Genomic DNA, 24281 nt, shown 5'->3' with positions numbered 1-24281 from the left:
TAGCCCGGTGAGATCGACTGGTCAGCGGGCAGTGCTCGACGCGGCCCTCGCGCTGGTCGACGAGGGTGGGCTCGACGCGGTCACGATCAGCGCGCTGACCGCGCGGTCGGGGGTGTCCAACGGCAGCGTGTACCACCACTTCGGCAGCCGGGCGGGCTTGTTCGCCGTGCTGTACGGGGAGAGCTTCGCGCACTGCGTGGCGGCGGTGGCGCCCGCGCTGGACGTCGGCGACGCGGAGAAGGCCGTGCGGGCGGTGGTGGCGCGGTACCTGGGCTGGGTGGCCGAGCACCCCGGCCGGGCGCGGTTCCTCTACGCCGCGCCGGCGACCGCCGACCCCGCGGTGAAAGCGGACGTGTTCGAGCCGGTCGCGCGCTGGTTCGCGGCCCGCATGGCGGCGGGCGAGCTGCGCGAGATCCCGTTGTGGGCGTTGGACGCCGTGGTGATGGGGCCCGCGCACGAGTGCGCCCGGCGGCACCTGATGGGCGTGCTCGACCTGACCGAGGCGGCGGATCTGGTCGGGGATGCGGTGTGGGCGGCCGTCGCGCCCGTAGGGTGATCGCATGGCCACTTGGGGCGACCTCGCCGCATACGTCCACGACACCTACGACGTGATCGCGGAGAACGAGGACGAGATCCGGATCCTGTTCAACTTCGAGCAGTACGACGAGGACGACGAGCGGACCCAGGTGGTCATCCTGGTCCGCGAAGTGCTCGACAAGCTGCACGAGTGGGTGCAGATCGCCTCGCCGATCGGGCTGGCGGCGAACGTCGACTTGCACGCGTTCCTCGCCGAGGTCGGCAACTCGACCATCGCGTGCGGCGCGGCGATCATGGGGGAGCACGTCGTGCTGCGGCACTCGTTGCCGTTGTCGGACCTGGACATCCACGAGTTCACCGAGCCGCTGGCGCTGCTCGCGGGCACGGCGGACCGGCTGGAGGAAACGTTCTTCGGCGGCGACGACTACTAGTGCTAAGTTAGCCTAACCTAACCAAGGGAAGGCGTTGAGTGTCCAGACGGCCTGTCGCGACCGCCGGGTACGAGTCCATGGCCATCCAGGTGCGCGCGGGCCTGGGTGAACGACGGCTGGTCGCCGCCGTGCGGTCCCTGTTCGTGCGGCACGAGGTGCTGCGCGCCGACGGCTTCACCGCCGAGTCGTGCGTCCACCGGGTGGCGCTGCCGTCGTGCCTGGTGGGGCTGGCCACCGTCGAGGACGTGGCGGGCGACGTGCCGCTGCGGGTGGTGTGGTTGGACGGCGGCGCGTCCGGTCGGATCGTGCTGAGCGTGCGCCGCGACGTGCTCGCCCGCCTGCCTTGGCACGTGCTGCTGCCCGGCCTGGTGTCGGCGTGGAGCGCGAGCACCCACCTGCGCGCCCGCCGGGCCGCGAGCCCGGCCCCGGTGTCCTGAGCCCGGCCCGCCGGGTCGCGAGCCCGGTTCCGGTGTCCTGAGCCGGCTCTCCGCACGGCTTGCCGAACCGTTGACAGCGGGTGTGCCGGGGTGCTGTGATCCCACCCGCCGATAGGAAAGTTTCCTAACTGTACCCGCCGCCACCGTGTTCACCCTGCAACCGTGGGAGGCGCCCTGTGGCACCCCGATGGCTCGTAACGACCCTCCTGGCGCCGCTCGTCGCGGCCGCCCTGTCCGTGCCGACGGCCTCGGCGGACGACCTCGGCACGACGGCCGTCACCGAGCACCAGGCGGAGAGCGCGACGATCTCCAACGGCCTGGTCGAGTCCAACCACGCGGGCTACACCGGCAGCGGCTTCGTCAACTACGACAACGAGTCCGGCGCGTACGTCGAGTTCACCGTGACCGCCGCGACCGCCGGCGCCGCGACCCTGTCCTTCCGCTACGCCAACGGCACCACCGCCAACCGGCCGGTGAGCGTCACGGTCAACGGCTCGGCCGGCGTGAGCGTGGCCTTCCCCGGCACCGGCGCGTGGTCCACCTGGGGCACGGGCTCCGCGACCGCGCGGCTGACCGCCGGCGCGAACCGCGTGCGCGTCACCGCGACCACCGCCAACGGCGGGCCGAACCTCGACCGGCTCACCGTCGACACCGGCACGACCGGCGCCGGCCGGCCCGCGGACGTCAACGGGCAGCTGCGAGTGTGCGGCGTGAAGCTGTGCAACCAGCACGGCCACCCGATCCAGCTGCGCGGCATGAGCACGCACGGCATCCAGTGGTACTCGCAGTGCGTCAAGGCCGCCTCGCTGGACGCGTTGGCGAACGACTGGGGCGCGGACGTCCTGCGGATCTCGATGTACGTGCAGGAGGGCGGGTACGAGACGGACCCGCGCAAGTTCACCGACCTGGTGCACGGCTACATCGAGGAGGCCACGCGGCGCGGCCTGTACGCGCTGGTCGACTGGCACCAGCTCGACCCGGGCGACCCGAACGCGAACATCTCGTTGGCGCGCACGTTCTTCACCGAGGTCGCGCAGCGGCACCGGGACAAGACCAACATCATCTACGACATCGCGAACGAGCCGAACAACGTGTCGTGGGCGGGGATCAAGTCCTACGCCGAGCAGATGATCCCGGTGATCCGGGCGCAGGACCCCGACGGCGTGGTGTTCGTCGGCACGCACGGCTGGGGGTCGCTCGGCATCTCCGACGGGCGCAGCGAGCAGGACATCATCGCCAACCCCGTCAACGCCACGAACTTCATGTACACCTTCCACTTCTACGCGGCGTCGCACCAGGACGAGTACTTCGCCGCGCTGCAGCGGGCGGCGGCCCGGCTGCCGATCTTCGTGACCGAGTTCGGCACCCAGACCTACACCGGCGACGGGGACAACGACTTCGCCTACAGCCAGAAGTACCTGGACTTCCTGGCCGCGAACAAGATCGGCTGGACGAACTGGAACTTCTCCGACGACTTCCGCTCCGGCGCGGTGTTCAAGGAGGGCACGTGCGCCGGTTCCACGTTCACCGGCACGGGTGTGCTCAAGCCCGCGGGCGTCTGGATCCGCGACCGCATGAGGACCCCGGACAACTTCCCGACGAGCTGACCGACCCACCGCCGCCGACCCGGGCGTCCCCCGGTTCGGCGGCGATCGGGGGATCTTCGGCGGCGTGGGCCCGCGGTCTGGGAGCATCGGTGGTGGGGCGAGGCCAAGGGGGACACGTGCTCAAGAAGACGGGCAACGACGACACGGCGGCCGTGGTCGGCTTCGGGGTGGCCGCGGCACGCGCCGGCGACGTCGCGGCGGCGGAGGTCTGGTACCGCGCCGCCGCCGATCGCGGAGACGTCGACGGCATGAACCTGCTGGCGCTGATCTGCGAGGAACGCGGCGCGTCCGCGGAAGCCTCGCGCTGGTACGCCCGCGCCGCCGAGCTGGGCGACACGACCGCGATGCACGGCCTGGCCCGGCTCGCCCGGCAGGACGACCGGCTCGACGACGCCGAGCGCTGGTACCGGGACGCCGCCGACCGCGGTGACCAGGAGGCGATGACCGCGCTGGCCGACCTGCTCTCGGCGACGGGCCGCTCCGGCGACGACGACGCGTGGTACCGCCGGGCCGCCGAGTCGGGCGACCCGCGGGCGCTCGCGGTGATCAGCACCCGGCTGCGGGCCAGGGGTGAGACCGACGAGGCGGAGCGGTGGTTGCGCCGGGCCGTGGAGGCGACCGGCGAGCCGTTCTTCCTGGTGGAGCTCGGCGAGCTGCTGGCCGGGCGCGGAGACCTGGACGGCGCGGAGACCTCGCACCGCCGTGCCGCCGAGGCCGGTGACGTCGGCGCGATGGCCCACCTCGGGTCGGTGCTGGTGGCCAGGGGCCGGGTGGAGGAGGCCGAGGGGTGGTACCGGAAAGCGGTCGCCGCCGGTCGTGCGTCCGCCATGGCGGATCTCGCGCTGCTGCTCGTGCACCGGGGCGAGACGGCCGAGGCCGAACGGCTGCTGGACCGGGCGTCCGGCGCGGGCGAGGTGGACCACGACCTGTGGGACGCGCTGCCCCCGCTGGAGCCCTCGGTGCTCGACCGGCGGGAACGGGAGGCCGCGCCGCGGTTGCTCGTCGTGCTCGGCGTCCTGGCCCGACGGCGTGACGACCTCGACGGCGCCGAGCGCTGCTTCCGCCGTGCGGCGGACGCGGGCGACGCCCAGGCCATGTACGAGCTGGGGATGCTGCTGACGCGGTGGGGCACGGCGAGCGCCCGTGCCGCGATGCGCCGTCCGGGCCGCCGGGTCGGGTCGTCGTCGGACGAGGCGGAGACCTGGTTCCGCCGCGCCGCCGAGGGCGGCCACCCGGACGCCATGTTCAGCCTCTCCGCCCTGCACAAGGGGAGCGCGGAGGGCGAGCTGTGGTGGAACCGCGCCGTCGAGGCCCGGCGGGCCGACGCGATGAAGGCTTTGGAGGCGCAGACCCCGAGCTGACCGCGCGCCACAGCACGAGCCTGACCACGCGCCACAGCCCGGACCGACCACGCGTCGCGGGTGCGGACCGCCCACCCAGCCTGGGTCTGACCGCGCGCCCAGCCCGGGCCTGATCGCCCACCCAGCCTGGCCCCGACCGCCCGCCCAGCCTGGGCCTGACCGCGCCCAGCCTGGGCCTGACCGCGCGCCCAGCCTGGGCCTGACCGCGCGCCCAGCCTGGGCCTGACCGCGCGCCTCGGGCGCCGACCACGTGCCGGCGAGGGCAACGACATTGCCCGGGCACTGCCCGTCGGGGCCTGTCCGGCCCCCGCGCGGCCGATGAGCATGTGAACCGTCGCACTCGCCCGCGAGGATGGGGACGGTCATGCACGTGCACGACAAAGCCGAACAGGACGCCCACCCGGCGCGGACACCGCGGCGCGCCGAGGAGTCGGGGGCAACGGCCCGGGCGATCGAGTCGGGCGCCCGGCGCCCGGGACCACCCTCACCGGCCGCGGTGCCGGCACTGCAACGCGCCATCGGCAACGCCGCGGTGGCCAGGATGATGTCCGGCACGCGCGACGACGGCGACCCGGCCGACGCCCACCAGCACCCCGTCCAGCGGTCGGCCGTGCACGAGGTGCTGAGCTCGCCGGGGCGCCCGCTCGACGAGTCGACCCGGACCGAGATGGAGGCGAGGCTGGGCGCGGACTTCTCCGACGTCCGCGTGCACGCCGGCTCGGAGTCGCGGCGGTCCGCGGCCGAGATCGGCGCGCGCGCCTACACCTCGGGCAGCCACGTGGTGATCGGCGAGGGCGGCGGGGACAAGCACACCCTCGCCCACGAGTTGACCCACGTCATCCAGCAGCGCCGGGGAGCGGTGGCGGGCACCGACAACGGCGCGGGGCTGAGCCTGTCCGACCCCGGCGACCGGTTCGAGCGCGAGGCCGAGGCCACCGCCCACGCCGTCCTGCGCGGGCCGGTCCCGGGCACGTCGGCCGCCGGGCCGGCGGAGGCGGAGGCCGTCGACCACGCACCGCACCTCCAGGCGCCCGTGCAGCGGGCCCCGGCGACCGACCAGGCGGAGGAGGAGGTGGCGCAGGACCCGGTCTTCACCTTCGCCGAGGACAGCGACCTGCCCCCGAACCCCACGATGTGGAGCGACGGGATGCCTCCGTTCATGAACTTCTGGATCGGCGGGGAACGCCCGGACTTCGAGATCAAGGTCGAGCAGTTCTGCGCGTACATGTCCGTCCACTGGTTGCTGAACGGCCAGGGCACCGGCGGCCTGCGGTTCACGGACTTCGCCGCCGGTACCCGCCTGCACGCGGCCCGGACGTTGCGGGAGTGGTGGGCGAGCGGGGGCCGGGAGGGCCAGAAGCAGTACGCCGCCGAGCGGATGGGCGGCCACGAGGTGAGCCTCGCCAGCCTCGACAACGACGCCCGCAAGGGCACCCTGCCCGTGGGCAGCACGATCTGGTTCGGCAACGACGACCACGCCGAAGCCGCCGTGAAGACCGGGAAGGACAGCTACCTGATGTACGACCCGAACTCCGGGCTGACGACCAAGCGGAACAGCACGGCGTTCCGCTCCTACATCGCGAGCAAGAACGTCTTCGTGGTCAAGCCCGGGCCGGGCGCGGATCCCGAGTCCTGCATGTGCTGCGCCGTCATGTGACGGAACGGGTTCAGGGCACCGGCCAGGTGTGGACCGGTTCGTTGGTGTGCATCAGGTCCCGGTACGAGCGCAGCATCCGGCGCAGCGCCTCGGGCCGGTCCAGCGCCGTGTGGTCGTACTGCCGGTGGAACGCGCGCGCCTGCCAGGTGGCCCCGTTCACGCCGGTCAGGCACCGCTGCTCGATCACGCCCAGCAGCCGGTCGCGCTCGGCCGGGTCCACCTTCATCCGCACCAGGCCCTCGTGCGCCATCGGCAGCAGGCGGCGCAGCACCAGCTCCACCACCGGCACCGTGCCCAGCCCCGGCCAGTACACCTGCGCGTCGATCCCCGACCGGGCGCCCGAGGTGAAGTTCTCCTCCGCCGCGCTGAACGACATCTGCGACCACAGCGGCCGCTCCTCCTCGGCCAGCACGCGCACCAGGCCGTAGTAGAACGCGCCGTTCGCCAGCATGTCGACCACGGTCGGCCCGGACGGCAGCGTGCGGTTCTCCACGCGCAGGTGCGGCTGGTCGCGCACCACGTCGTACACGGGCCGGTTCCAGCGGTAGATCGTGCCGTTGTGCAGCCGCAGCTCCGCCAGCGACGGCGTGTCGCCGCGCTCCAGCACCTGCAACGGGTCCTCCTCGTCGCAGATGGGCAGCAACGCCGGGAAGTACCGCACGTTCTCCTCGAACAGGTCGAAGATCGACGTGATCCACCGCTCTCCGAACCACACCCGCGGCCGGACGCCCTGTTCCTTCAGCTCGTCGCTGCGCGTGTCCGTGGCCTGCTGGAACAACGCGATCCGCGTCTCCCGCCACAGCTCCTTGCCCAGCAGGAACGGCGAGTTGGCCCCGATCGCGACCTGCACGCCCGCGATGGCCTGCGCCGCGTTCCAGTACGCCGCGAAGTCCTCCGGCGACACCTGCAGGTGGAACTGCGTGCTGGTGCACGCGGCCTCGGGCACGATCGAGTCCGCGGTGAGCTGCAGCCGCTCGATCCCGCTGATCCCGATCTGGAGGTCCTCGCCCCGCGCGGCCAGCACCTGCTCGTTGAGCAGCGTGTACCGGGGGTTGCCCGACAGCGCGTCCACGGCCAGGTGCTTCGGCTGCAACGTCGGCAGGATCCCGATCATCACCATGTGCGCGTCCACGCCGCGCGCCTTGTGCTCGGCCTCGTTCAACGACGCCCGCACGACGTCCTCGAACGCCGTGATCCCGCCGCCGGTCAGCAGCCGGGGCGCGACGTTGATCTCCAGGTTCCACTGGCCGAGCTCGGTGACGAAGTCCGGGTCGGCGATGGCCTCCAGCGCCTCGGCGTTGCGCATCGCCGGGTCGCCCGCGTCGTCGACCAGGTTGAGCTCGATCTCCAACCCGGTCGTCGGCCGGTCGAACTCGAACCGGGACTCGCCGAGCATCCGGGCGAACACGTCCAGGCAGCGACGCACCTTCGTGCGGTACCGCGTCCGGTCGTCTCGGGTGAACTGCTGTCGCCCGACCTCGTCGCCCATACCGCCGCCTTCCCAAGCCCGATCAGCGCGCGGGTACCGCGATCGCGGTCACCACAAACCCCTCCCGCGCCAGCCAGCGACCGGTGAACCCGTCCAGCGCCACGCCGTCCACCACGGGCGGCTCGACGAGGATCCGCGCGGTGAAGGTGCCGTCGTCCGGGTTGAGGGTCACCTCCGCATCCTCGAACCCCAGCCACGTCCGCGCCAGCGGGAACCACGCCTTGTAGACGGTCTCCTTCGCGCTGAACAGCAGCCGGTCCCACGCCACCTTGTCGCCCGACGCCCGCAGCTCACCCATCCGGGCCAGCTCGGCGGGCACCGCGATGGCCTCCAGCACGCCGTCCGGGGTCGGCTCGTTCGGCTCGGCGTCGATCCCGATCGTCCACAGCTCGGACGACCGGCCGACGGCCGCCGCCCGGTAGCCCTTGCAGTGCGTGATGCTGCCGACCACGCCCTCCGGCCACGTCGGCTCGCGCTTCGGCCCCGGCAGCAGCGGCACGGGCGGGAACCCGAGGGCGGCCAACGCCGTGCGCGCGCAGTGCCGGCCCGTGGTGAACTCCTTGCGCCTCTTCTCCACCGCCCGGGCGACGTGCTCCTCCTCTTCGGGGAACAGCACCACCCCGTCGGGGTCGTCGAACGCGTCGAACGCCGACACCGGCGGCGGCAGCAGGTCCGTGATCACCGTGCGTCCCCCTCGCGCAGCACGTCCAGCAGCGGGGCGGCGGTCCAGCCGCGCGGCTGCCACTCCCGCGGGTAACCGAGCGACACCTCGTCGAAGCGGACGCCGTCCTTGCGGATCGTGCGCGGGATGTGCAGGTGCCCGTAGACCATCACCGCCGCGCGGAACCGCAGGTGCCAGTCCGCGGTCCGCTCGCTGCCGCACCACAAGGCGAATTCGGGGTACCGCAGCACGAACGTGGGATCGCGCACGAGCGGCCAGTGGTTGATCAGCACGGTGCGCAACGAGCTGTCCACGGCGCGCAACCGCCGCTCGCTCTCCGCGATCCGCGCCGCGCACCACGCCTCACGGCTCGGGTACGGGTCCGGGTGCAGGAAGTACTCGTCGGTGCAGATCACCCCGGCCTCCTGCGCCGCGGCCAGCGCGGACGCCTTGTCCGTCGTGCCCGCCGGGCGGAAGGTGTAGTCGTAGAGCGTGAACAGCGGCGCCACCGCCACCGGCCCGCCGGCGCCCTCGAACACCTCGAACTCGTCGTCGGGCGTGAGCACGTCGATGCTGCGGCACAGCTCGACCAGCTGCTTGTAGCGCACCTCGCCGCGGGCCTGCGCCGGGTCGTCCTTCGTGGTCCACAGCTCGTGGTTGCCCGGCGACCAGACCACCTTGGCGAACCGGCCGCGCAGCACGCCCAGCGCCCACTCGACGTCGTCGAACTTCTCCGCCACGTCGCCCGCCACGATCAGCCAGTCGTCGGGCGAGTGGGGCTGGATCGCGTCCACGAACGCGCGGTTCTGCTGGTACGTCACGTGCAGGTCGCTGGTGGCGAGGAGTCGCGGCGCAGTGCTCACACCTTCGAGCGTATCCGTGCGCAGCCGGTATCGGGGAGTGACCGCTCATCCGCTCGTCGCTCCTGTGTAGCCGTTCGGCGGAGTGCTGGTGGCCGCGTGACGCTGGACCACTCCCGTTCGTCGCGCGTTCCCTTACCAGGGAGCGCCGGTGTTCCTAGCGTGATGGGCATCACGACGTCCTGGGCGGAGGACCTGATGACCAACTACGTACGACCAGCGCAGCCGTTCGGTCGAACGGTGGGCGCGGAGATCGCCCGCCAGGTGCAACAGCACGCGCACCCCGCGGTCGCCCCCAGGCGCACGGACGACGCCGCCCTGGCCATGTTGCTGCGCGCCCGCCAGCGCGGTGACGCCCAGCGGCAGGAGCCGTGGGTGCGCCGGGCGCCGGAGGCGCCACCCCGACCGCCGCACGCCGACGTGATCGAGCAGCTGGCCGTGCGCCTCGTGCCGCCGTCGCTGTGGGCCGTGGTGGAGCCGCTGCTGCCGCCGGCCAAGGTGCGCCGCCAGGGCGGCGGCCGGGGCCGGGTGTCGGACCGGGCCATCTTCACCGCGATCGTGTTCGTCCTGACCAGCGGTTGCGCGTGGCGGCACCTGCCGCCGACGTTCGGCGTGACCGTGCCGACCGTGCACCGCCGGTTCCAGGAGTGGAGCGAGGCCGGGCTGTGGCTGCGGCTGCGCCGGGTGGCGGTGGAGGGCGCGGCGGGCGACACCGAGTGGCTGCGGCTGGTGCTGGAAGCGGCGGAACGACGCGGCGCGCGCGCAGCGGGCTGAACGGCACGGGGAACGACGGTGGCAACGCGGGCGTCCCAACTGTGAACCGGGACGTCCGCCAGACCGTTCGTCCCAATGGAGGTGTTCGTCATGAAGGAGCTGTCCAGACGTGAGCTCGCGCTGCTGCGGGCGACGGTCGCGAACCGGGTCGACCTGACCCGCAGCGCCGAGCCCGACGTGCGGGTGGACGGTCTGCCGTTCTGCGATCCGACCGCGGCGCGCGCCCTGGTGCACGCCGGTCTGATCGCACCGGCGAGCGCGGTCGCGCCGGGTGACCGCGCGCCCGCCCGCCTCACCGCCGCCGGCGCGGCGGCCCTGGGACTGGCGGTCCTCGCGGCCTGACCCCTCGGCCGGTTGACTGGGGGCGTGACTCCTGTCCACGTGACCGTCGTCGAAGGCCCCGCGGACGTGCCACCTGCCGTGTTCCTGCACGGGGTGCTCAGCTGGGGGAGCGACGACGACTACGGCTTCGGCCACCAGCGCCCGCTCGCCGAACGCCGGCGACTGCTCCTGGTGGACCGCCGCGGCTTCGGCGCGAGCCCCGACCTCGACGGGCCGCACCGCAGCGACTACGAGGTGGACGCCGAGGACGCCGTCGCCCTGCTGGACGGCGGGGCCCACCTGGTCGGCCACTCCTACGGCGCGGTCGCCGCGATGCTCGCCGCCGCGGCCGAGCCGGGGCTGGTGCGCTCGTTGTGCCTGGTCCAGCCGGGTGCGCTGCGGCCGGCGGAGGACCACCCGGCGGTCGCCGAGGCGCTGGCCCGCGCCCGTGCCGCGGTCGGCGGGCTCCCGCCGGACCTGACGCCCGGGGACTACCTGAGGCTGTCCACCGAGGCGGTCGGCATGCCCGCGCCCGAGCCGACGCCCGCCCGGCTGCGCGCCGCCCGCACGACGATGGCCGAACGCCCGTGCTGGGACGCCGACGTGCCGCTGGAGCCGTTGGCCGGGGCGCCGTGGCCCGCGCTCGTGATCCGGGGCGACTGGTCGGGCGCGCCCGAGGAGTACCGCAGGCTCGCGGGCGTCCCGCTCCAGGCCGCCGCCGAGGTGATCGCCGAGCGGATCGGCGCGGACCTGCTCACCGTGCCCGGCTTCTACCCGCACGTCCAGCAGCCGGCCGCGGTCAACGCCGCGCTCGCCGAGCTGTGGGACCGGGCCGACAACCGCTAGCCGGCCTCGTCGTACCGCCGCCGGGCGTCCAGCACGTCCGGGACCCGGTCGCCGACCCACTCCAGCACCGCGCCCAGCCGGGCGGCGAACTGGCTGCCCAGCGGGGTGAGCGCGTAGGTCACCCGGGGCGGGGTCGTCGGTTCCACCTCGCGGGTCAGCAGGCCGTCGCGGACCAGTTCGCGCAGGTTCTGCGAGAGCACCTTCTCGCTGATGCCGCCGACCCGGTCGCGCAGCCGGTGGAAGCGCTGCGGGCCGGGGCGCAACGCGGTCATCAGCACGATCCCCCACCGGCTGGTGGCGTGCCGGAACAGCACGTGCCCCGGGCAGTCGGGGTGAAACCCGTCACCCGGCGCCTCGCCCGCGCCCTGCCCTTCCTGGACTCCTACCCCCACACCCGGAGCTTACCCACGGGTCAGTCCTTACCGGGTCGATCGCCGCGCGCCTACGGTCGCCGCCGACGAGAGGGAGGGATCCGGTGGTGGGGAACAAGGTCCTGGTGACCGGTGCGACGGGGAACGTGGGCGCGCAGGTGGTCGGACTGCTGTCGGCGGCCGGTGTCGCGCCGAGGGCGCTGAGCCGGCGGTCGGACGCGGGGCTGCCGGCCGGGGTCGAGGTCGTGCGGGGTCACCACTTCGACCCGGCGACGCTGGAGGCGGCGCTGGTCGGCGTCGACCGGGTGTTCCTGATGTGGCCCGCGTTCACGGCCGGCGCCGCCGAGGCGGTGGCGGAGCTGATCGGCGCGCGACGGGTGGTCCTGCTGTCCTCCGGCGCGGTGGTGGACGGCGTGGCGGAGCAGCCTCACCCGATCGGGCGGTTCCACGCCGAGGTCGAACGGGCGCTGGCGCTGGCGCGGGCCGGGGCGGAGTGGACGTTCCTGCGCCCGCACGGCTTCGCCACCAACACCCGCGCCTGGGCGCCGGAGATCCGCGCCGGCGACGTGGTGCGCGGCGCGTACGGGAGGGCGGCGTCGACGTTGATCCACGAGGCCGACATCGCGGCGGTGGCGGTGCGGGCGTTGACCACGACCGGGCACGCCGGTGCGCGCTACGAGCTGACCGGGCCCGAGGTGCTGACCAAGGTCGAGCAGGTGCGCGTGATCGGCGAGGCCCTCGGCCGGCCGCTGCGGTGGGAGGAGCTGTCCCGCGCGGAGGAGCGGGAGCGGTCGCTGTCGTGGCTGCCCGAGTCCGTGGTGGACGCGGTGCTCGACGGCCAGGCCGAGCTGGTCCACCGGCCGTCGGCGCCGACGGCCGCGGTCGAGGAGGTGACCGGGACGCCCGCCCGCCCGTTCCGCGAGTGGGTGGCCGACCACGTGCACGAGTTCCGCTGACCGCGGCTCAGCCGGACAGCTTCGCCAGCCTGGCCGCCAGGTCGGCCAGCACGCGTTCGCCGTCGTGCGGCGGCAGTTCGCTCAGCGTCGACTTCGCGGGCACGCCCTGGAACCGGCTCAGCGCGGGCGTCTCGTGGAACAGGCTCGGGCCGACCAGGACCGGGATGATCCGGCAGCCACCCTCCTCGGCGGCGGCCAGCAGGCGGGGCAGCTCCTCGGAGTTGATGTAGTCCGAGGCCAGCGAGTCGGCGCTGACCAGCACCAACGCCGCCTTGGCGCGGGCCAGGGCGGCGGTGATCTCCCGGTGCCACTGGTCGCCGAGCTCGATCCGGCGGTCCGACCAGACGTCCAGGGGCAGCGGCTTGAGGTGCACCTGGAGCCGGGTCAACCAGTGGGCGTCCTGGTGGCTGTAGCAGACGAACACCTGGTCACGCGGCACCGGCAAGCGCTTGCCCGCCAGTTCGACCAGGTCGTCGCGGCGCAGTTGGCCGAGGTAGAACCGGAACTGCGGGTCGTCCGCGACCAACCTGCGCCCGCGCGGGTCGTGGAACAGGTGGTCGCCGCGCAGGCCCTCGAACAGCTCCGCGCGCTGCCCGTCCAGCTTGAGGACCCCGTCCGGCGTGCGGGCCAGCTCCAGCAGCAGGTCGACGCAGACGGCCTCGTCCGGGCGGTCGCGGGTGACGAAGTCGACCACCACGTCGTGGTACTTGAGCTTCAGCCGCTCGGTGACCTTGGCGCGGGCGTGGGCGAGGTCGGTGCGCACCGCCTTGCGGCCGGGCTCGGTCTGCTCGACGCCCGCCGTGACCGCGATCTGCCAGCACAGCATCTGCGCGGTGAGCAGGCTGCCCGCCGACGCGCGGGAGATCTCGGCCTTGCGGTCGAACGCGATGTTCAGCGCGTGCTCGCCCTGCTCGATCATCCTGACGATCAGGCCCTCGACGGCCGCGCCGAGCCGGAACACGCGGATGCGGGTGGCGACGTCCGTGCCGACGGAGACCAGGTGGCGTGCTGTGCCGGGGATGCCCAGCAGCACCAGCCGCCGGCCGGAGGACCCGTTGTCCGCCAACAACTTCAGGTAGTCGGCCAGCTTGTTCTGCAGGTCGGCGGGCAACCGCTGGAAGTCGTCCACCGCCACCAGCCCGGTGTGCTCCTCGGGCAACGCGGTGATGGCGGGCAGGTCGGCGGGGTTGCGGGCGCTCAGCACCGTGACCTCGCCGAGCCGTTCGCGGTCGCGGGCGACCGCGTTGCGCAGCATCGTCGTCTTGCCGATGCCGGACGGCCCTTCGAGCACGATGCCCAAGCCCGGCTGGCGCAGCGACATCCGGAACTCGGCGAAGTCGTCCGGCTCCACGAAGGTCACCGTCGGCACGCCGGCCACGGTGAACACGTCACCGAGGCTGCGGGGTTCCGCCACGGTCTTGGCGTCCACCGGTATCGGCGGCTCGCCGCGCACCTGCCGTGCGGCGAACCGCACCCCTTCGACCACGCTCAGCAGCGCCTCGTCGCGGCTGGGCCAGTCGACCACCGGCCGCCCGCCCGTGGGCAGCGGCGCGAGGGCCCCGAACGGCTGCTCCTCCCACGACGTGGGCCGGGCGATCACGGGCAGCACCACGGCGGCCTGCCGCCGGTGCCGCCGCAGGACCACGCCGAGTTCCCGGCTCGCGCCGTACCCGGTGGCCAGCAGGTAGCGGCTCACGACCAGCAGCACGAGGTCCGCGTCCCGGACCACCGGGACGACCGTGGTGTCGAAGTCGAAGCTCTCGTCCACGAACCGCAGCGCCACCTGCGACAGCGCCCCCTCCGACAGCAGCCCCGCCAGCGCCTCGGTCAACGCCTTGGCGAACCCGTGGTCCGGCTTGGTGACCACCACGACCAGCCTCGGCGCGGGCGGCTCGTCGCGGACCACCGGCACGGTCGTCGGGCCGGGATCGCCGGGAAACCCGGGTCCTTCCACACCGCCGCCCGCGATGCCGAGCGTGCCGAACAGCCGGTCCCGGGCGGCCCGCGAGTCCAGCCCCACGAGGTCGCACCTGCGGCCGAACAGCTTCGCCGAGGTCCTGATGGCCACCTGGACGGCGATGACGTCGTGCGGCAGTCGGCGTGCGGCGGCGATCTCCTCGTGCGACAGGCTCTCCGACAACACCACGAGCACCCGGTCGACGTCACCGAGCACCGGCACGCCACCGCCGCGGGCCAGCGCTCGCGCGTCCAGCTCGGCGGAGTACCCGGCCTGGCGGAGCTGGAAGGCGACCCACTCGGCCCACTCCGCGTCGGCCGGCACGTACACCACCGCGAAGTCCGCGCGACCGGCCTCCACCACGCGGGTCTCACCCGTCCGGATCCAGGCGACCGCGCTGGTGTCCTTCACCTCGACCTGGACCCTTCGGAACGCGGCCGCCTCGTCGGTGTGCCCGACGATGCTGCCGAAGAAGTAGCCGGAGGCGATGACGTTCACCCGGTGAGGCGAAGCCTTGGCGGCGGCCCGCAGCGCCGCCGAGTCCAGGAGCCGGAACGCGAAGGGCACGGCGGCGCCCGCCCCGCCCCGGCCGTCGAACAGCACCTCGCCCGCGTGCAGCACGACGTCGAGCCCCAGCCGGGCGCCGTCCGCCGCACCGGTGTTGCGCAGGTCGAGCAGCCGCGCCAGGGCGACGAGCCACTTCTCCACGACGAGGACCTTCGGCACCTGCGCGGGAATCAGGATCAGCTGACCGCTGCCGTAATCCAGCACCTCCGCGCCGTCCGGGCCCAAGCCGGCTTCCCGCAGCGAGTCCCGGACCACGGCGCGGAGTTGCCGCAGTTCGCGGCCGGTGCGTCGTCCCGTGGTCATGAGGTCGACGGCGACGATGGTGCGGTGCTGCGGGTAGTCCGTCGGTCGCGTCATCCGCACCACCCCGTCGTCGCTAGGCGTGCACGCCCGCCTGGTACTTCGGCACCCGCACGCTGATCTTCGTGCCGAGCCCCTGCGCCGTTTCCACGACCAGACCGTAGTCGTCGCCGTAGCACCGGCGCAGTCGCTCGTCGATGTTCCCCAGCCCTATCCCGGCCGTCTCGCCGACCTGGCCGGCCAACGTCCGGCGCAGCGCGTCGGGGTCCATGCCGATGCCGTCGTCCTCGATGGTGATGTGCGCTTCGGCGCCCGCGTCCGCCGCCAGGATCGAGATGTGCCCCGGCCCGACCTTGCCCTCCATCCCGTGCCGCACCGCGTTCTCCACCAGCGGTTGCAGGCACAGGAACGGCACGGTCACCGGCAGGACCTCCGGCGCGATCTGCAACGTCACCTTGAGCCGCTCGCCGAACCGGGCCCGTTCCAGCGCCAGGTACTGGTCGATCGACTTCAGCTCCTCCGACAACGTGGTGAAGTCGCCCGCCCGGCGGAACGAGTAGCGGGTGAAGTCGGCGAAGTCCAGCAACAGCGTGCGAGCGCGCTCGGGGTCCGTGCGCACGTACGACGCGATGGCGGACAACGAGTTGTAGATGAAGTGCGGCGAGATCTGCGCCCGCAGCGCCCGCACCTCCGCCTCGACCAACCGGGTCCGCGACCGGTCCAGCTCGGCCAGTTCCAGCTGGCCCGACGCCCACCTGGCCACCTCGTTGGTCGCCCGCACGAGCCCGGCCGACGCCTCCCGGCTGTACGCCGCCAGCACGCCGACCACCCGTCCCTCCACGGTCAGCGGCGCGAGCACGGCGGTGTGCACGGGGCAGTCGGGCGCGGAGCACGTGATGTCGAACGCCCTGGTGCGGCCGGTGTCGAACACGTCGGCGGCCAGGCCCATGGCCTCGGCCGCGTGGTGCTCGCCGTCGCCCTCCCACGCCACGACCTCGGTCTCGTCGGTCAACGCGAGCGCGGGCGTGCCGAGCAGCGTCCGCAGGTGCTTGGCCGACTTCTTCGCCGCCTCCGGCACCAGCCCGGCGCGCAGCGGGGGAGCGGCGGACCACGCGGTGTGCAGCGTCTCGAACGTGATCCGCTGCTCGTGGGTCAGGAAGTCGTTGCGGGTCCGGGACGTCCACCACAGCGTGATCACCACGGCGAGGCCGACGAGCAGGATCGCGCCCGCCGTCCACAACGCGGTCACAACCGGTCCTGGCTGCGCAGACCCAGGTTCTCCGGCGCGTGCAAGCGCACCATGACGTGGTTCACCCCCGGAGGCACCTTGCGCGGCGTCAGCAGCGACACCGCGTACATCACGACGAAGCCCAGCGGCACGGTCCACGCGGCGGGCCGGGCCAGGAACACGTGGTACCACGCGCCGCCGCCCCGCGTGCTGATCGTGACCAGACCGGCCACCAGCGCGGGCAGGCCGCCCGCCACCATCCCGGCGACCGCGCCGACCGTGCTGATGCGCGTGCTCCAGATGCCCAGCACGAGCAGCGGGCACAGCGACGACGCCGCCACCGCGAACGCCAGGCCGACCATGTCCGCCACCGGCACCTTGCCCACCAGCCACGTCATGCCCAACGGCACCAGCACGGCCAGCACCGTCGACATGCGGAACCCGCGCACGCCGCGCAGCCGCAGCACGTCCCGGCTCAGCACGCCGGCCAGCGACACCATCAGGCCGGACGACGTGGACAGGAACGCGGCGAACGCCCCGCCGGCCACCAGCGCGCCCAGCAGCTGCCCGCCGAGCCCGTCGATCATCCGGCTCGGCAGCACCAGCACCACCGCGTCCGTGTCGCCGGTCATCAGCAGCTCGGGCGTGTACAGCCGGCCGAGCGCGCCGTAGATCGGAGGCATCAGGTAGAACACGCCCAGCAGGCCCAGCACGATCAACGTGGTGCGCCGCGCCGCCCGGCCGTTCGGGTTGGTGTAGAAGCGCACGATCACGTGCGGCAGGCCCATCGTGCCCAGGAACGTGGCGATGATCAGCGAGTACACCGCGTACAGCGGGAACCGCTCGCCGCCGCGCATCGGCAGCGCCCACACGTCGTTGGTGTTCGACGGGATCGACCGCACGTGCGGCACGGCCGCGCCCTCGGGGAACGTGAGCCGCGTCCCGGCGGACACCACGTGCCGCCCCACGGTCAGCTGCCCGCCGCCGTCGACCCGCTCGCCGTCGACCCGGCCGACGCCGTTGAAGGGCGTGGCGCGGGAGGCGTCGAAGGTCGTGTCGGAGTCGAACGTGACCGTGGTCTGCTTCGGGAACTCGGGGAACTGCGGCCCGGTCAGGTCACGCGCGCCGTGCGCGTGCCAGGCCATCACCAGGAACACCACCGGCACCGCGATCGCGGTCAGCTTGAGCCAGTACTGGAACGCCTGCACGAACGTGATGCTGCGCATCCCGCCGGAGATCACGTTCGTGGTGACGACCACCGCGACCACCAGCGCGCCCACCCAGTCCGGCGCGCCCGTCACCGTGTGCAGGGTCAGCCCGGCGCCCTGCAGCTGCGGCAGCAGGTACAGCCACCCGATGCCCAGCGCGAACACGCTCGCCACCGCGCGCACGGCCGGCGAGGCGAACCGGGCCTCGGCGAAGTCCGGCAGCGTGTACGCGCCGCTGCGGCGCAGGGGAGCGGCGACCAGCGCGAGCAGCACCAGGTAGCCCGCCGTGTAGCCGACCGGGAACCACAGCATGTCCGGCCCGTGCGCGAAGATCAGCCCGGCGATGCCGACGAACGACGCCGCCGACAGGTACTCGCCGCCGATGGCGGAGGCGTTCCACCACGGCGAGACGGTGCGCGAGGCGACGAAGAAGTCCGAGGTCGTGCGCGAGATCCGCAGCCCGTACGTGCCGACCAGCATCGTGCCGACCGCGACCACCAGCACCGCGACGATGCCGTACCCGCTGCTCACCGCAGCCCCCGGAGGAAGCCGTGGTCCCTGGCCGCCGGAGATCCGAGCACGCGGCGGGCGGGTCGGCGATCAACCCACCTGATCACCGGGCGGCGTCCGCTAGGCTGATTTTCGTGCGAACGGCGTACCGCGTCAGGGTCCATCCGGACGCCGATCAGGCCGCGGTGCTCAACCGCACGTTCGGCTGCGTGCGCCTGGTGTGGAACAAGACCCTCGCCGAACGTCGGTGGCGTTACCACGCCGAGGGCAGGCGGACGTCGTACAAGGAGACCGACGCCGCGCTGACGGGCTGGAAGCGCACGGAGGAGTTGGCGTTCCTGTCCGAGGTGTCCTCGGTGCCGCTGCAGCAGACACTGCGCCACCAGCACGCGGCGTTCCAGAGCTTCTTCGCCGGCCACGCGAGGTATCCGAGGTTCAAGTCCCGCACCGGCCGTCAGTCCGCCCACTACACCCGCTCTGCGTTCCGGATGCGGGACGGCAAGCTGTGGCTGGCCAAGACCACCGCCCCACTGGAGTTCGTGTGGTCCTTCGCCGAAGTTGACGTCACCACTCTGAACCCCACGACGGTCGTCGTGTCCCGTGAGCCGGACGGCCGCTGGTACGTGACCTTCGCCGTCGAGACCGAAGAACCCGAACCGAAGGCGGCCACCGGGCACGAGATCGGTGTGGACCTCGGGCTCAAGGACTTCCTCGTGACCAGCGACGGCGACCAGGTCGCCAACCCGCGCCTCATGGAACGCCGGGCGCGGAGCCTGGCCCGCCACCAACGACGCCTCGCCCGCTGCCAACCCGGGTCCAACAACCGGCGAAAGGCCAAAGCCAAGGTCGCCCGTGCACACCGGAAGGTTCGTGACACCCGGCGCGACTTCCTGCACCGCACCAGCACGAACCTGGTGCGGTCGGCCGACCTCATCGCGATCGAGGACCTGGCGGTCGGCCACATGGTGCGCAACCGCCGGCTCGCACGAGCGATCTCCGACGCCGGTTGGGGCGAGTTCCGCCGACAGCTCGAGTACAAGGCGGCTCGCGCCGGACGTACCCTCGTGGTGATCGACCGCTGGCACCCGTCCAGCAAGACCTGCTCCTCGTGCGGACACGTGCTCGCCGAGCTGAAGCTCTCGGTCCGGCACCGGACGTGCCCGCACTGCCGCACCCGACACGATCGGGACCTCAACGCGGCGAAGAACATCCTTGCGGCTGGTCGAGCCGTAGCCCGAAGCGACTCGGGCGATGCCTGTGGAGCTGATGTCAGACGGCAAGGGTCCTCCTTCCGCGATCGGCTGTGAACCAGGAAACCGGCACCGCGAGGTGCAGCGCATAAGCGCAACGCGCCGCGAAGCGCGTCGGACTCCCGTCTTCCGGGACTGGGAGGAAGTCAAGAACGTTCCACCAACTCCGCGAACTCCCGCTCGCTGCGCTCGGCCTGGCGCACGTAGAACCAGCCCGCCAGCACGAACACGGGGAACACCAGCAAGCCCAGCAGCAGCCACGGCAGCGGCAGGCCCAGCAGCCGTTGCGCGCCGACCTGGGGCGCGAACGTGAACACCAGGGGCAGGGCCGCCACGCTCCCGCACACGACCGCGCACAGCAGCAGCCCGAGCCGCCGCTGGGTGCGGATCAGCGACCGCATGTAGACCGCGCCCAGCTCGCTCTGCTCGTCGATCTCCCGTGACGCGGGGTACGGGCGCGGAGCGCGTGGCGCGCGGGTGCGCGGGCTCGTCACCACGACCCGCTGGGTGTGCGGTCGCTGCGGCGAGGTCACGACGGCTGCCGGTTGCGGCGCACCAGCAGCTGCCGGAGGTGCCGGGCGTGCCGCCGGCTGACCGGCAGCACCGCGCCGCCGATGTTGACGCTCAGGTGGCCGTCCTCCAGCCGCAGCTCGTCGATGTGCCCGAGCGAGACGAGGTGGCTGCGGTGGATGCGCACGAACCCCGCCGAGCGCCACCGCTCCTCCAGGCCGTTGAGCGCGGCGCGGACCAGCCCGCTCCCGGTCGCGGTGTGCAGGCGGGCGTAATCGCCGTGCGCCTCCACGTACCGGATGTCGGCCAACCGGATGAACCTGGTGATGCCGCCGAGTTCGACCGGAATGACTTCGTCGCCCACGTCGGGCGTTTTCTCGGCCGGCGCGGCGGCGGCCGGTTCCGGCGTCTTCGAATCGAGCACCTCGTGCACGATCCGGTGCACGGACTCGGCCAGCCGTTCCGCCCGGACGGGCTTGAGCAGGTAATCGAGCGCTTTCAGCTCGAATGCCTCGACGGCCGGTTCCTGGTGCGCGGTGACGAAAACAATGCGCGGCGGTTGGGCGAACCGGGACAGCACGCGGGCCAGGTCGAGCCCGTCGAGGCCGGGCATGCGGATGTCGAGGAACACGGCGTCGACCGGCTGGCCCGCGTCCATGGCGCGGTGCAGCGTCCGCAGCGCCTTGGTCGCGTCCGTGACGCCCTCGACGTGGGCGACGCGCGGGTCGGAGCGCAGCAGGTAGACGAGGTCCTCCAGCGCGGGGGCCTCGTCGTCCACGGCGAGCACCCTCAGTGTTCGCTCGAGCGCCCCACGGCGCTCCGGGCCCTCGCAGAGAGGGCAGGGAAGTCCTGAGGTCATGGAGTTCCAATGCGGTGTGGTCGGCAGCGTCGGCGATTAGACCACCGGACGCCTATCCTCACCCTTCGGGGTGGCCAAGGGCAATGACCGGCGCGCGGCCTGAGCGTCACCCAGAGTCATCTCCAGCTCGAGGAACGCCTCCTCGGCCCGGCGCGCGGCCAGCGACACCGACGCCGCCGCGGCGCTGCCGACCAGCCGCCGGGTCGGCTCGTGCAACCCGCGCACCACGTCGGACCACTCGTTGGCCAGCCGCGCCAACTCCGTCAGGGCGCAGACCAATTCGGCGGAAGTGCGCGGCGCCGGGTCCACGATCCGCGCCAGTCCGACGTGCGGATCGGAATCCATGGCATCCCCCACGAGTGCGCCGAAGTATCGAAACCCGATGCTCTCGTTCACCGACCACGCGGTCAACGACCCGGAGGAGTGGTCTCAATTGGCCGAAATCCGCGTTCCGAACCTTCAGGAGCCCGAGTTCGTCACCCAGGTCGGCCGACCGGGGCACCCGAACGGTGAATTCGGGGGTCGCGAACGTTCGACGCGCGGGCGTTGAACGTTCGACTCACGCGGTCAGGTCAGGTCGGACAGGGCGGCGGAGGCCAGGGACTCGAACTCGCCGAAGCCGCTGCGGGAGGCCAGGTCACGGCCCACGCGGGCGTGGCGGAGGGCGTCCGCGCGGCGGCCGTCGGCGGCCAGGGCGTGGACCAGGTTGACGTGCGAGCGGGCCACGCCGTAGCGGTAGTCCGACGACGTGGCCAGTTCCAGCGCCCGCAGGTGCGCCGCGACGGCACGGGCCGGTTTGCCCAGGTGCCGCAGGACCAAGCCGAGGGCGTTGTGCACCTCCGACTCGATCCGCCTGCTCCCGCCCAGCTCCTGCACCAGCGCCAACGCCCGCTGGGCCGTCCGCATCGCCTCCGCGTGCTCCCCGGCCAGGCACAGCGCCGCCGCGAGGTGGGCCATCGACTCCGCCCGCGGGTGCCGCGCACCACTGCGGTACCACGCCTCCAACGCGTAGCGCTGCAGCTCGGCCGCCCGCGCGTAGTCCCCGGACGCCGTGCTGCACCGCCCGAGCAGCGCCGCGCACGCCGCCTCGATGTTCACCCCGTCGGCCGCCCGCGCCAGCTCCAGCCCTTCGGACAGGAACGACTGCGCCGTCGCCAGGTCGCCGCGCATCAACCACACCGCGCCGAGGCCGGTCAGCGCCGAGATCCCCACGTGCGGCAGCGCGCCCTCGACCTCGCCCAGCTCCGCCATCCGCTCGAACGACGCGAGCGCGGCGGGCAGCTCGCCGAGCTCCAGGTGCACGATCCCGTCCAACCCGACGTGCAGCCACTCCGCCCGCGCGGTCGGCCGCACGGACCGCAGGTACCGCTGCGCGACCCGCAGGTTGCCCAGGTTCCGGTGCTCGGTCGCCAGCCACACCGTCATCAACGTCTCGGCGTCGCGGTCACCGGCCGACCGCGCCGCGCCCAGCGCCGCGCCGACGGCGTTGAGGAACTCCACGTGGTGCCCGTGCGAGCCGAGGTACCCGCTCACCGAGTTGATCAGCTGCCACGCCATCGGCAACGGCCCGTGCGCGGCGCAGTGCTCGGTCGCCGCCAGCACGCTGGCCCGTTCCGCGGCCAGCCACCCCCTGGCCGCGTCCGGGCTCATCCGGGGCGGCCCGGACGAGCCCAGCTCCGGGTACAGCACGTTGCCGACCTCGATCGCCGTGCGCAGGTACCAGTCGAACAGCCGCAGCCGCGCCGCCGCCATGTCCTCGCCCGACGCCTCGGCGCGGTCGGCCGCGTAGTCGTGCAGCAGGTCGTGCAGAGCGAACCGGTCGGGCCCGACCCGCTGCAGGAGGTGCGCCGACGCCAGGTCCTCCAGCAGCCCGCGCGCCACGTCCTCCGGCGCGTCCAGCAACGCCGCCGCGCCGATCACGCAGAAGTCCGGCCCCGGCAGCAGCCCGGCCAACCGGAACAGCCGCGCCGCGTCCGGGCGCAGCGCCGCGTACGACAGGTCGAACGCCCGCCGCACCGCCGCCGTGTCGTCGTTGTCCACCGCCAGCGCGGCCAGCCGGTCGCCACCGCGCAGCTCCTCCACGTACGACGCCACGTCCACGTGCGAGGAGCCGACCAGGTTCCCCAGCGCGATCCGCAGCGCCAGCGGCAGGTACCCGCACAGCCGGGCCAGCTCGCCGAGCGCGTCGAAGTGCGTCACGGCCGCGTCCGAGCCCAGCGACCGGGCCAGCAGCTTCCACGCCTCGTCGCCCCGCAGCACGTCCAGCCGCACGGTCGTGGCGCGCAGCCGCAGCTCGTTGCGGCTGGTGATCAGCACCGAGGAGCCGGGGTCGGCGGGCAGCAGCGGCCGCACCTGGTCGGCCGACGCGGCGTTGTCCAGCGTGATCAGCACCCGTCGGCCGCGCAGCCGGGCCCGGTAGCCGGCGACCAGCTCCTCCTCGTCCACCGGGATGTGGTCGGCCCGCACGCCCATCGCCCGCAGGAACCGGGCCAGCACCGCGGACGTCGACAGCGGCGGCGACGTGGAGTGCCCGCGCAGGTTCACGTACAGCTGGCCGTCGGGGTACCGGTCGCGCACCGCGTGCCCCACCGAGATGGCGAACGCCGTCTTGCCGACGCCCGGCGGCCCGCACACCACCACGGTCGCCGAGCCGCGCGTCAGCAGACCGGTCACCCGGGCCAGCTCGGCGGCGCGGCCGACGAAGTTGCCCACCGGCGCGGGCAGCTGCGACACCGGCGCCCACGTGCTCGCGACCGGCTGGTGCAGCGCGGGGTCGCCGGTGAGGATCGCGTGGTGCACGGCGCGCAGCGAGTCGCTCGGGTCCACGCCCAGCTCCCGCGCCAACGTGGTGGACGCCTGCCGGTAGGCGTCCAGCGCGTCGGCCTGCCGGTCCACCCGGTACAGCGCCACCATCAGCTGCGACCAGAACCGCTCGCGCAACGGGTGCTGCGCGGTCAGCCGGCGCAGGTCCGCGACCACCTCGTCGGAGCGGCCCAGCCGCAGCTTCACGTCCACCAGCTCGGAGATCACCCGCAGCCGGTGCTCGGCGAGGGTCGGCGCCTCGGTCTCGTGCAGCGACTCCGACGGCACGTCGGCCAGCGGCGGCCCGTGCCAGCACGCCAGCGCCCGCTCGTAGGCGTCGGCGGCGGCGGTGAAGTCCTCGGCGGCGGCCAGCTTCGCGCCCTGCTCGGCCGCCGCCTCGAACCGGTGCAGGTCCAGCGCGTCGGGCGGCAGGTCGATCCGGTAGCCGGTCGGCGTGGTGCGGATCAGCGGCGGGTCGCCGAGCGCGCGCCGCAACCGCATCACGTACACCGGCAACGTCTGCGCGGCGCGGTCCGGCGGCGTCTCGCCCCACACCCGGCGGATGAGGTCGCTCGCGGGCACCGAGCGGTTCGCGTCCAGCAGCAGGGTCGCCAGGACGATGCGGTGCTTGGCGGCGGTGACGGCGACCGAGCGGCCGTTCCGGCGGACCACGAGAGACCCCAGCACGCCGAACTCGTCCTGCGACAGGGTCAACCGCCTCCGTTCTCTCCCGACGTTGACATGCTCGTACCCCGGTCCCCACCGCAGTACCACCGGATGGA

At 73.1% G+C, this 24281-nt stretch carries 22 protein-coding genes and 1 pseudogene; 12 read left to right on the top strand and 11 right to left on the bottom strand.

What is annotated here, in order from left to right; translation table 11 throughout:
• Window positions 1-7 precede the first annotated feature (7 nt).
• The 6 genes from AB0I91_RS19685 to AB0I91_RS19660 all read left to right on the top strand — a co-directional run bounded on the left by AB0I91_RS19685 (window position 8) and on the right by AB0I91_RS19660 (window position 6030).
• Window positions 8-556 carry a TetR/AcrR family transcriptional regulator gene (locus AB0I91_RS19685; RefSeq protein WP_498777075.1) on the top strand — a complete coding sequence of 183 codons (549 nt, stop codon included), beginning with the start codon at window positions 8-10 and terminating at the stop codon, window positions 554-556.
• 4 nt (window positions 557-560) lie between these two features.
• Window positions 561-968 carry a hypothetical protein gene (locus tag AB0I91_RS19680; protein WP_498777077.1) on the top strand — a complete coding sequence of 136 codons (408 nt, stop codon included), beginning with the start codon at window positions 561-563 and terminating at the stop codon, window positions 966-968.
• Between the two features lie 38 nt (window positions 969-1006).
• On the top strand, window positions 1007-1405 hold the full coding sequence (locus AB0I91_RS19675; protein WP_499638047.1) for a hypothetical protein: 399 nt from the start codon (window positions 1007-1009) through the stop codon (window positions 1403-1405).
• Between the two features lie 176 nt (window positions 1406-1581).
• Complete coding sequence (locus AB0I91_RS19670; RefSeq protein ID WP_499638044.1) at window positions 1582-3012, top strand: cellulase family glycosylhydrolase; 1431 nt, start codon at window positions 1582-1584, stop codon at window positions 3010-3012.
• Between the two features lie 116 nt (window positions 3013-3128).
• Window positions 3129-4373, top strand: coding sequence for an SEL1-like repeat protein (locus tag AB0I91_RS19665; protein ID WP_499638041.1), 1245 nt, complete (start codon window positions 3129-3131; stop codon window positions 4371-4373).
• Window positions 4374-4737: 364 nt separating this feature from the next.
• Window positions 4738-6030: an eCIS core domain-containing protein gene (locus AB0I91_RS19660; protein WP_499638038.1), complete on the top strand. Its 1293-nt coding sequence runs from the start codon at window positions 4738-4740 to the stop codon at window positions 6028-6030.
• 10 nt (window positions 6031-6040) lie between these two features.
• On the opposite strand, the gene AB0I91_RS19655 is transcribed toward AB0I91_RS19660, so the two are convergent.
• Genes AB0I91_RS19655 through AB0I91_RS19645 form a run of 3 tightly spaced genes read right to left on the bottom strand, consistent with a single transcriptional unit; the run spans window position 6041 to window position 9043 of the window.
• On the bottom strand, window positions 6041-7519 hold the full coding sequence (locus tag AB0I91_RS19655) for a glutamate-cysteine ligase family protein (protein ID WP_498777088.1): 1479 nt from the start codon (window positions 7517-7519) through the stop codon (window positions 6041-6043).
• Window positions 7520-7541: 22 nt separating this feature from the next.
• Window positions 7542-8201, bottom strand: coding sequence for a 4'-phosphopantetheinyl transferase family protein (locus tag AB0I91_RS19650; RefSeq protein ID WP_498777090.1), 660 nt, complete (start codon window positions 8199-8201; stop codon window positions 7542-7544).
• Window positions 8198-9043 carry a metallophosphoesterase family protein gene (locus AB0I91_RS19645; protein ID WP_499611114.1) on the bottom strand — a complete coding sequence of 282 codons (846 nt, stop codon included), beginning with the start codon at window positions 9041-9043 and terminating at the stop codon, window positions 8198-8200. Before AB0I91_RS19645 ends, AB0I91_RS19650 begins: the two co-directional genes overlap by 4 nt.
• 417 nt (window positions 9044-9460) lie before the next feature.
• Here AB0I91_RS19645 and AB0I91_RS19640 point away from each other — a divergent pair.
• The 3 genes and pseudogenes from AB0I91_RS19640 to AB0I91_RS19630 all read left to right on the top strand — a co-directional run.
• Window positions 9461-9802 (top strand): annotated as a pseudogene (locus tag AB0I91_RS19640) (transposase); the annotation flags it as partial.
• A 102-nt stretch (window positions 9803-9904) separates the two neighbouring features.
• On the top strand, window positions 9905-10156 hold the full coding sequence (locus AB0I91_RS19635) for a hypothetical protein (protein ID WP_498777094.1): 252 nt from the start codon (window positions 9905-9907) through the stop codon (window positions 10154-10156).
• Between the two features lie 24 nt (window positions 10157-10180).
• A complete protein-coding gene (locus AB0I91_RS19630) occupies window positions 10181-10981 on the top strand; it encodes an alpha/beta fold hydrolase (RefSeq protein WP_499611117.1) in 801 nt (266 codons plus the stop codon).
• Here AB0I91_RS19630 and AB0I91_RS19625 read toward each other — a convergent pair.
• Window positions 10978-11373 (bottom strand): winged helix-turn-helix transcriptional regulator, encoded by a 396-nt coding sequence (locus AB0I91_RS19625; RefSeq protein WP_499611119.1) that lies wholly within the window; start codon window positions 11371-11373, stop codon window positions 10978-10980. The genes AB0I91_RS19630 and AB0I91_RS19625 overlap by 4 nt on opposite strands.
• An 86-nt stretch (window positions 11374-11459) precedes the next feature.
• Here AB0I91_RS19625 and AB0I91_RS19620 point away from each other — a divergent pair, with 86 nt between their 5' ends.
• Window positions 11460-12308, top strand: coding sequence for an NAD(P)H-binding protein (locus AB0I91_RS19620; RefSeq protein ID WP_499638035.1), 849 nt, complete (start codon window positions 11460-11462; stop codon window positions 12306-12308).
• Between the two features lie 7 nt (window positions 12309-12315).
• Here the strand turns inward: AB0I91_RS19620 and AB0I91_RS19615 are convergent, their stop codons facing one another.
• The 3 genes from AB0I91_RS19615 to AB0I91_RS19605 are packed head-to-tail and all read right to left on the bottom strand — an operon-like array spanning window position 12316 to window position 18099.
• Window positions 12316-15189, bottom strand: a complete 2874-nt coding sequence (locus AB0I91_RS19615; RefSeq protein ID WP_499611121.1) for a TIR domain-containing protein — start codon at window positions 15187-15189, stop codon at window positions 12316-12318.
• Between the two features lie 19 nt (window positions 15190-15208).
• The gene (locus AB0I91_RS19610; protein WP_498777106.1) at window positions 15209-16381 is read right to left on the bottom strand and encodes a GAF domain-containing sensor histidine kinase; all 1173 of its coding nucleotides are present in this window, start codon (window positions 16379-16381) and stop codon (window positions 15209-15211) included.
• Window positions 16378-18099 (bottom strand): sodium/solute symporter, encoded by a 1722-nt coding sequence (locus tag AB0I91_RS19605; RefSeq protein ID WP_498777108.1) that lies wholly within the window; start codon window positions 18097-18099, stop codon window positions 16378-16380. The genes AB0I91_RS19610 and AB0I91_RS19605 overlap by 4 nt, the downstream gene beginning before the upstream one ends.
• Window positions 18100-18212: 113 nt before the next feature.
• Here AB0I91_RS19605 and AB0I91_RS19600 point away from each other — a divergent pair, with 113 nt between their 5' ends.
• Window positions 18213-19385, top strand: coding sequence for an RNA-guided endonuclease InsQ/TnpB family protein (locus AB0I91_RS19600; protein ID WP_499638032.1), 1173 nt, complete (start codon window positions 18213-18215; stop codon window positions 19383-19385).
• A gap of 89 nt (window positions 19386-19474) precedes the next feature.
• Here the strand turns inward: AB0I91_RS19600 and AB0I91_RS19595 are convergent, their stop codons facing one another.
• From AB0I91_RS19595 to AB0I91_RS19585, 3 genes are read right to left on the bottom strand one after another with little or no spacing between them, the layout of a single operon-like run.
• Complete coding sequence (locus tag AB0I91_RS19595) at window positions 19475-19861, bottom strand: DUF485 domain-containing protein (RefSeq protein ID WP_498777112.1); 387 nt, start codon at window positions 19859-19861, stop codon at window positions 19475-19477.
• Window positions 19858-20697 carry a LytR/AlgR family response regulator transcription factor gene (locus tag AB0I91_RS19590; protein WP_230569251.1) on the bottom strand — a complete coding sequence of 280 codons (840 nt, stop codon included), beginning with the start codon at window positions 20695-20697 and terminating at the stop codon, window positions 19858-19860. Before AB0I91_RS19590 ends, AB0I91_RS19595 begins: the two co-directional genes overlap by 4 nt.
• Before the next feature lie 36 nt (window positions 20698-20733).
• Window positions 20734-21042 carry a hypothetical protein gene (locus AB0I91_RS19585; protein WP_053721693.1) on the bottom strand — a complete coding sequence of 103 codons (309 nt, stop codon included), beginning with the start codon at window positions 21040-21042 and terminating at the stop codon, window positions 20734-20736.
• A gap of 37 nt (window positions 21043-21079) precedes the next feature.
• On the opposite strand from AB0I91_RS19585, the gene AB0I91_RS19580 reads away from it, so the two are divergent.
• Entirely contained in the window at window positions 21080-21247 is a 168-nt protein-coding gene (locus AB0I91_RS19580; protein ID WP_499638029.1) for a hypothetical protein, read from the top strand.
• A 17-nt stretch (window positions 21248-21264) separates the two neighbouring features.
• Here AB0I91_RS19580 and AB0I91_RS19575 read toward each other — a convergent pair whose 3' ends face one another.
• Window positions 21265-24213, bottom strand: a complete 2949-nt coding sequence (locus AB0I91_RS19575) for an AfsR/SARP family transcriptional regulator (protein WP_499638026.1) — start codon at window positions 24211-24213, stop codon at window positions 21265-21267.
• Between the last annotated feature and the right edge of the window lie 68 nt (window positions 24214-24281).

Origin of the sequence: Actinosynnema sp. NPDC049800 (assembly GCF_040656635.1) — a bacterium.
Classification (GTDB): domain Bacteria; phylum Actinomycetota; class Actinomycetes; order Mycobacteriales; family Pseudonocardiaceae; genus Actinosynnema.
This window is presented reverse-complemented; position numbering and strand designations above follow the sequence as displayed.

Coding starts and splice junctions, on each gene's coding strand:
- AB0I91_RS19660 (WP_499638038.1), top strand. CDS start 4,738: ATGCACGTGCACGACAAAGCCGAACAGGACGCCCACCCGGCGCGGACA.
- AB0I91_RS19635 (WP_498777094.1), top strand. CDS start 9,905: ATGAAGGAGCTGTCCAGACGTGAGCTCGCGCTGCTGCGGGCGACGGTC.
- AB0I91_RS19590 (WP_230569251.1), bottom strand. CDS start 20,697: ATGACCTCAGGACTTCCCTGCCCTCTCTGCGAGGGCCCGGAGCGCCGT.
- AB0I91_RS19585 (WP_053721693.1), bottom strand. CDS start 21,042: ATGGATTCCGATCCGCACGTCGGACTGGCGCGGATCGTGGACCCGGCG.
- AB0I91_RS19655 (WP_498777088.1), bottom strand. CDS start 7,519: ATGGGCGACGAGGTCGGGCGACAGCAGTTCACCCGAGACGACCGGACG.
- AB0I91_RS19680 (WP_498777077.1), top strand. CDS start 561: ATGGCCACTTGGGGCGACCTCGCCGCATACGTCCACGACACCTACGAC.
- AB0I91_RS19580 (WP_499638029.1), top strand. CDS start 21,080: ATGCTCTCGTTCACCGACCACGCGGTCAACGACCCGGAGGAGTGGTCT.
- AB0I91_RS19615 (WP_499611121.1), bottom strand. CDS start 15,189: ATGACGCGACCGACGGACTACCCGCAGCACCGCACCATCGTCGCCGTC.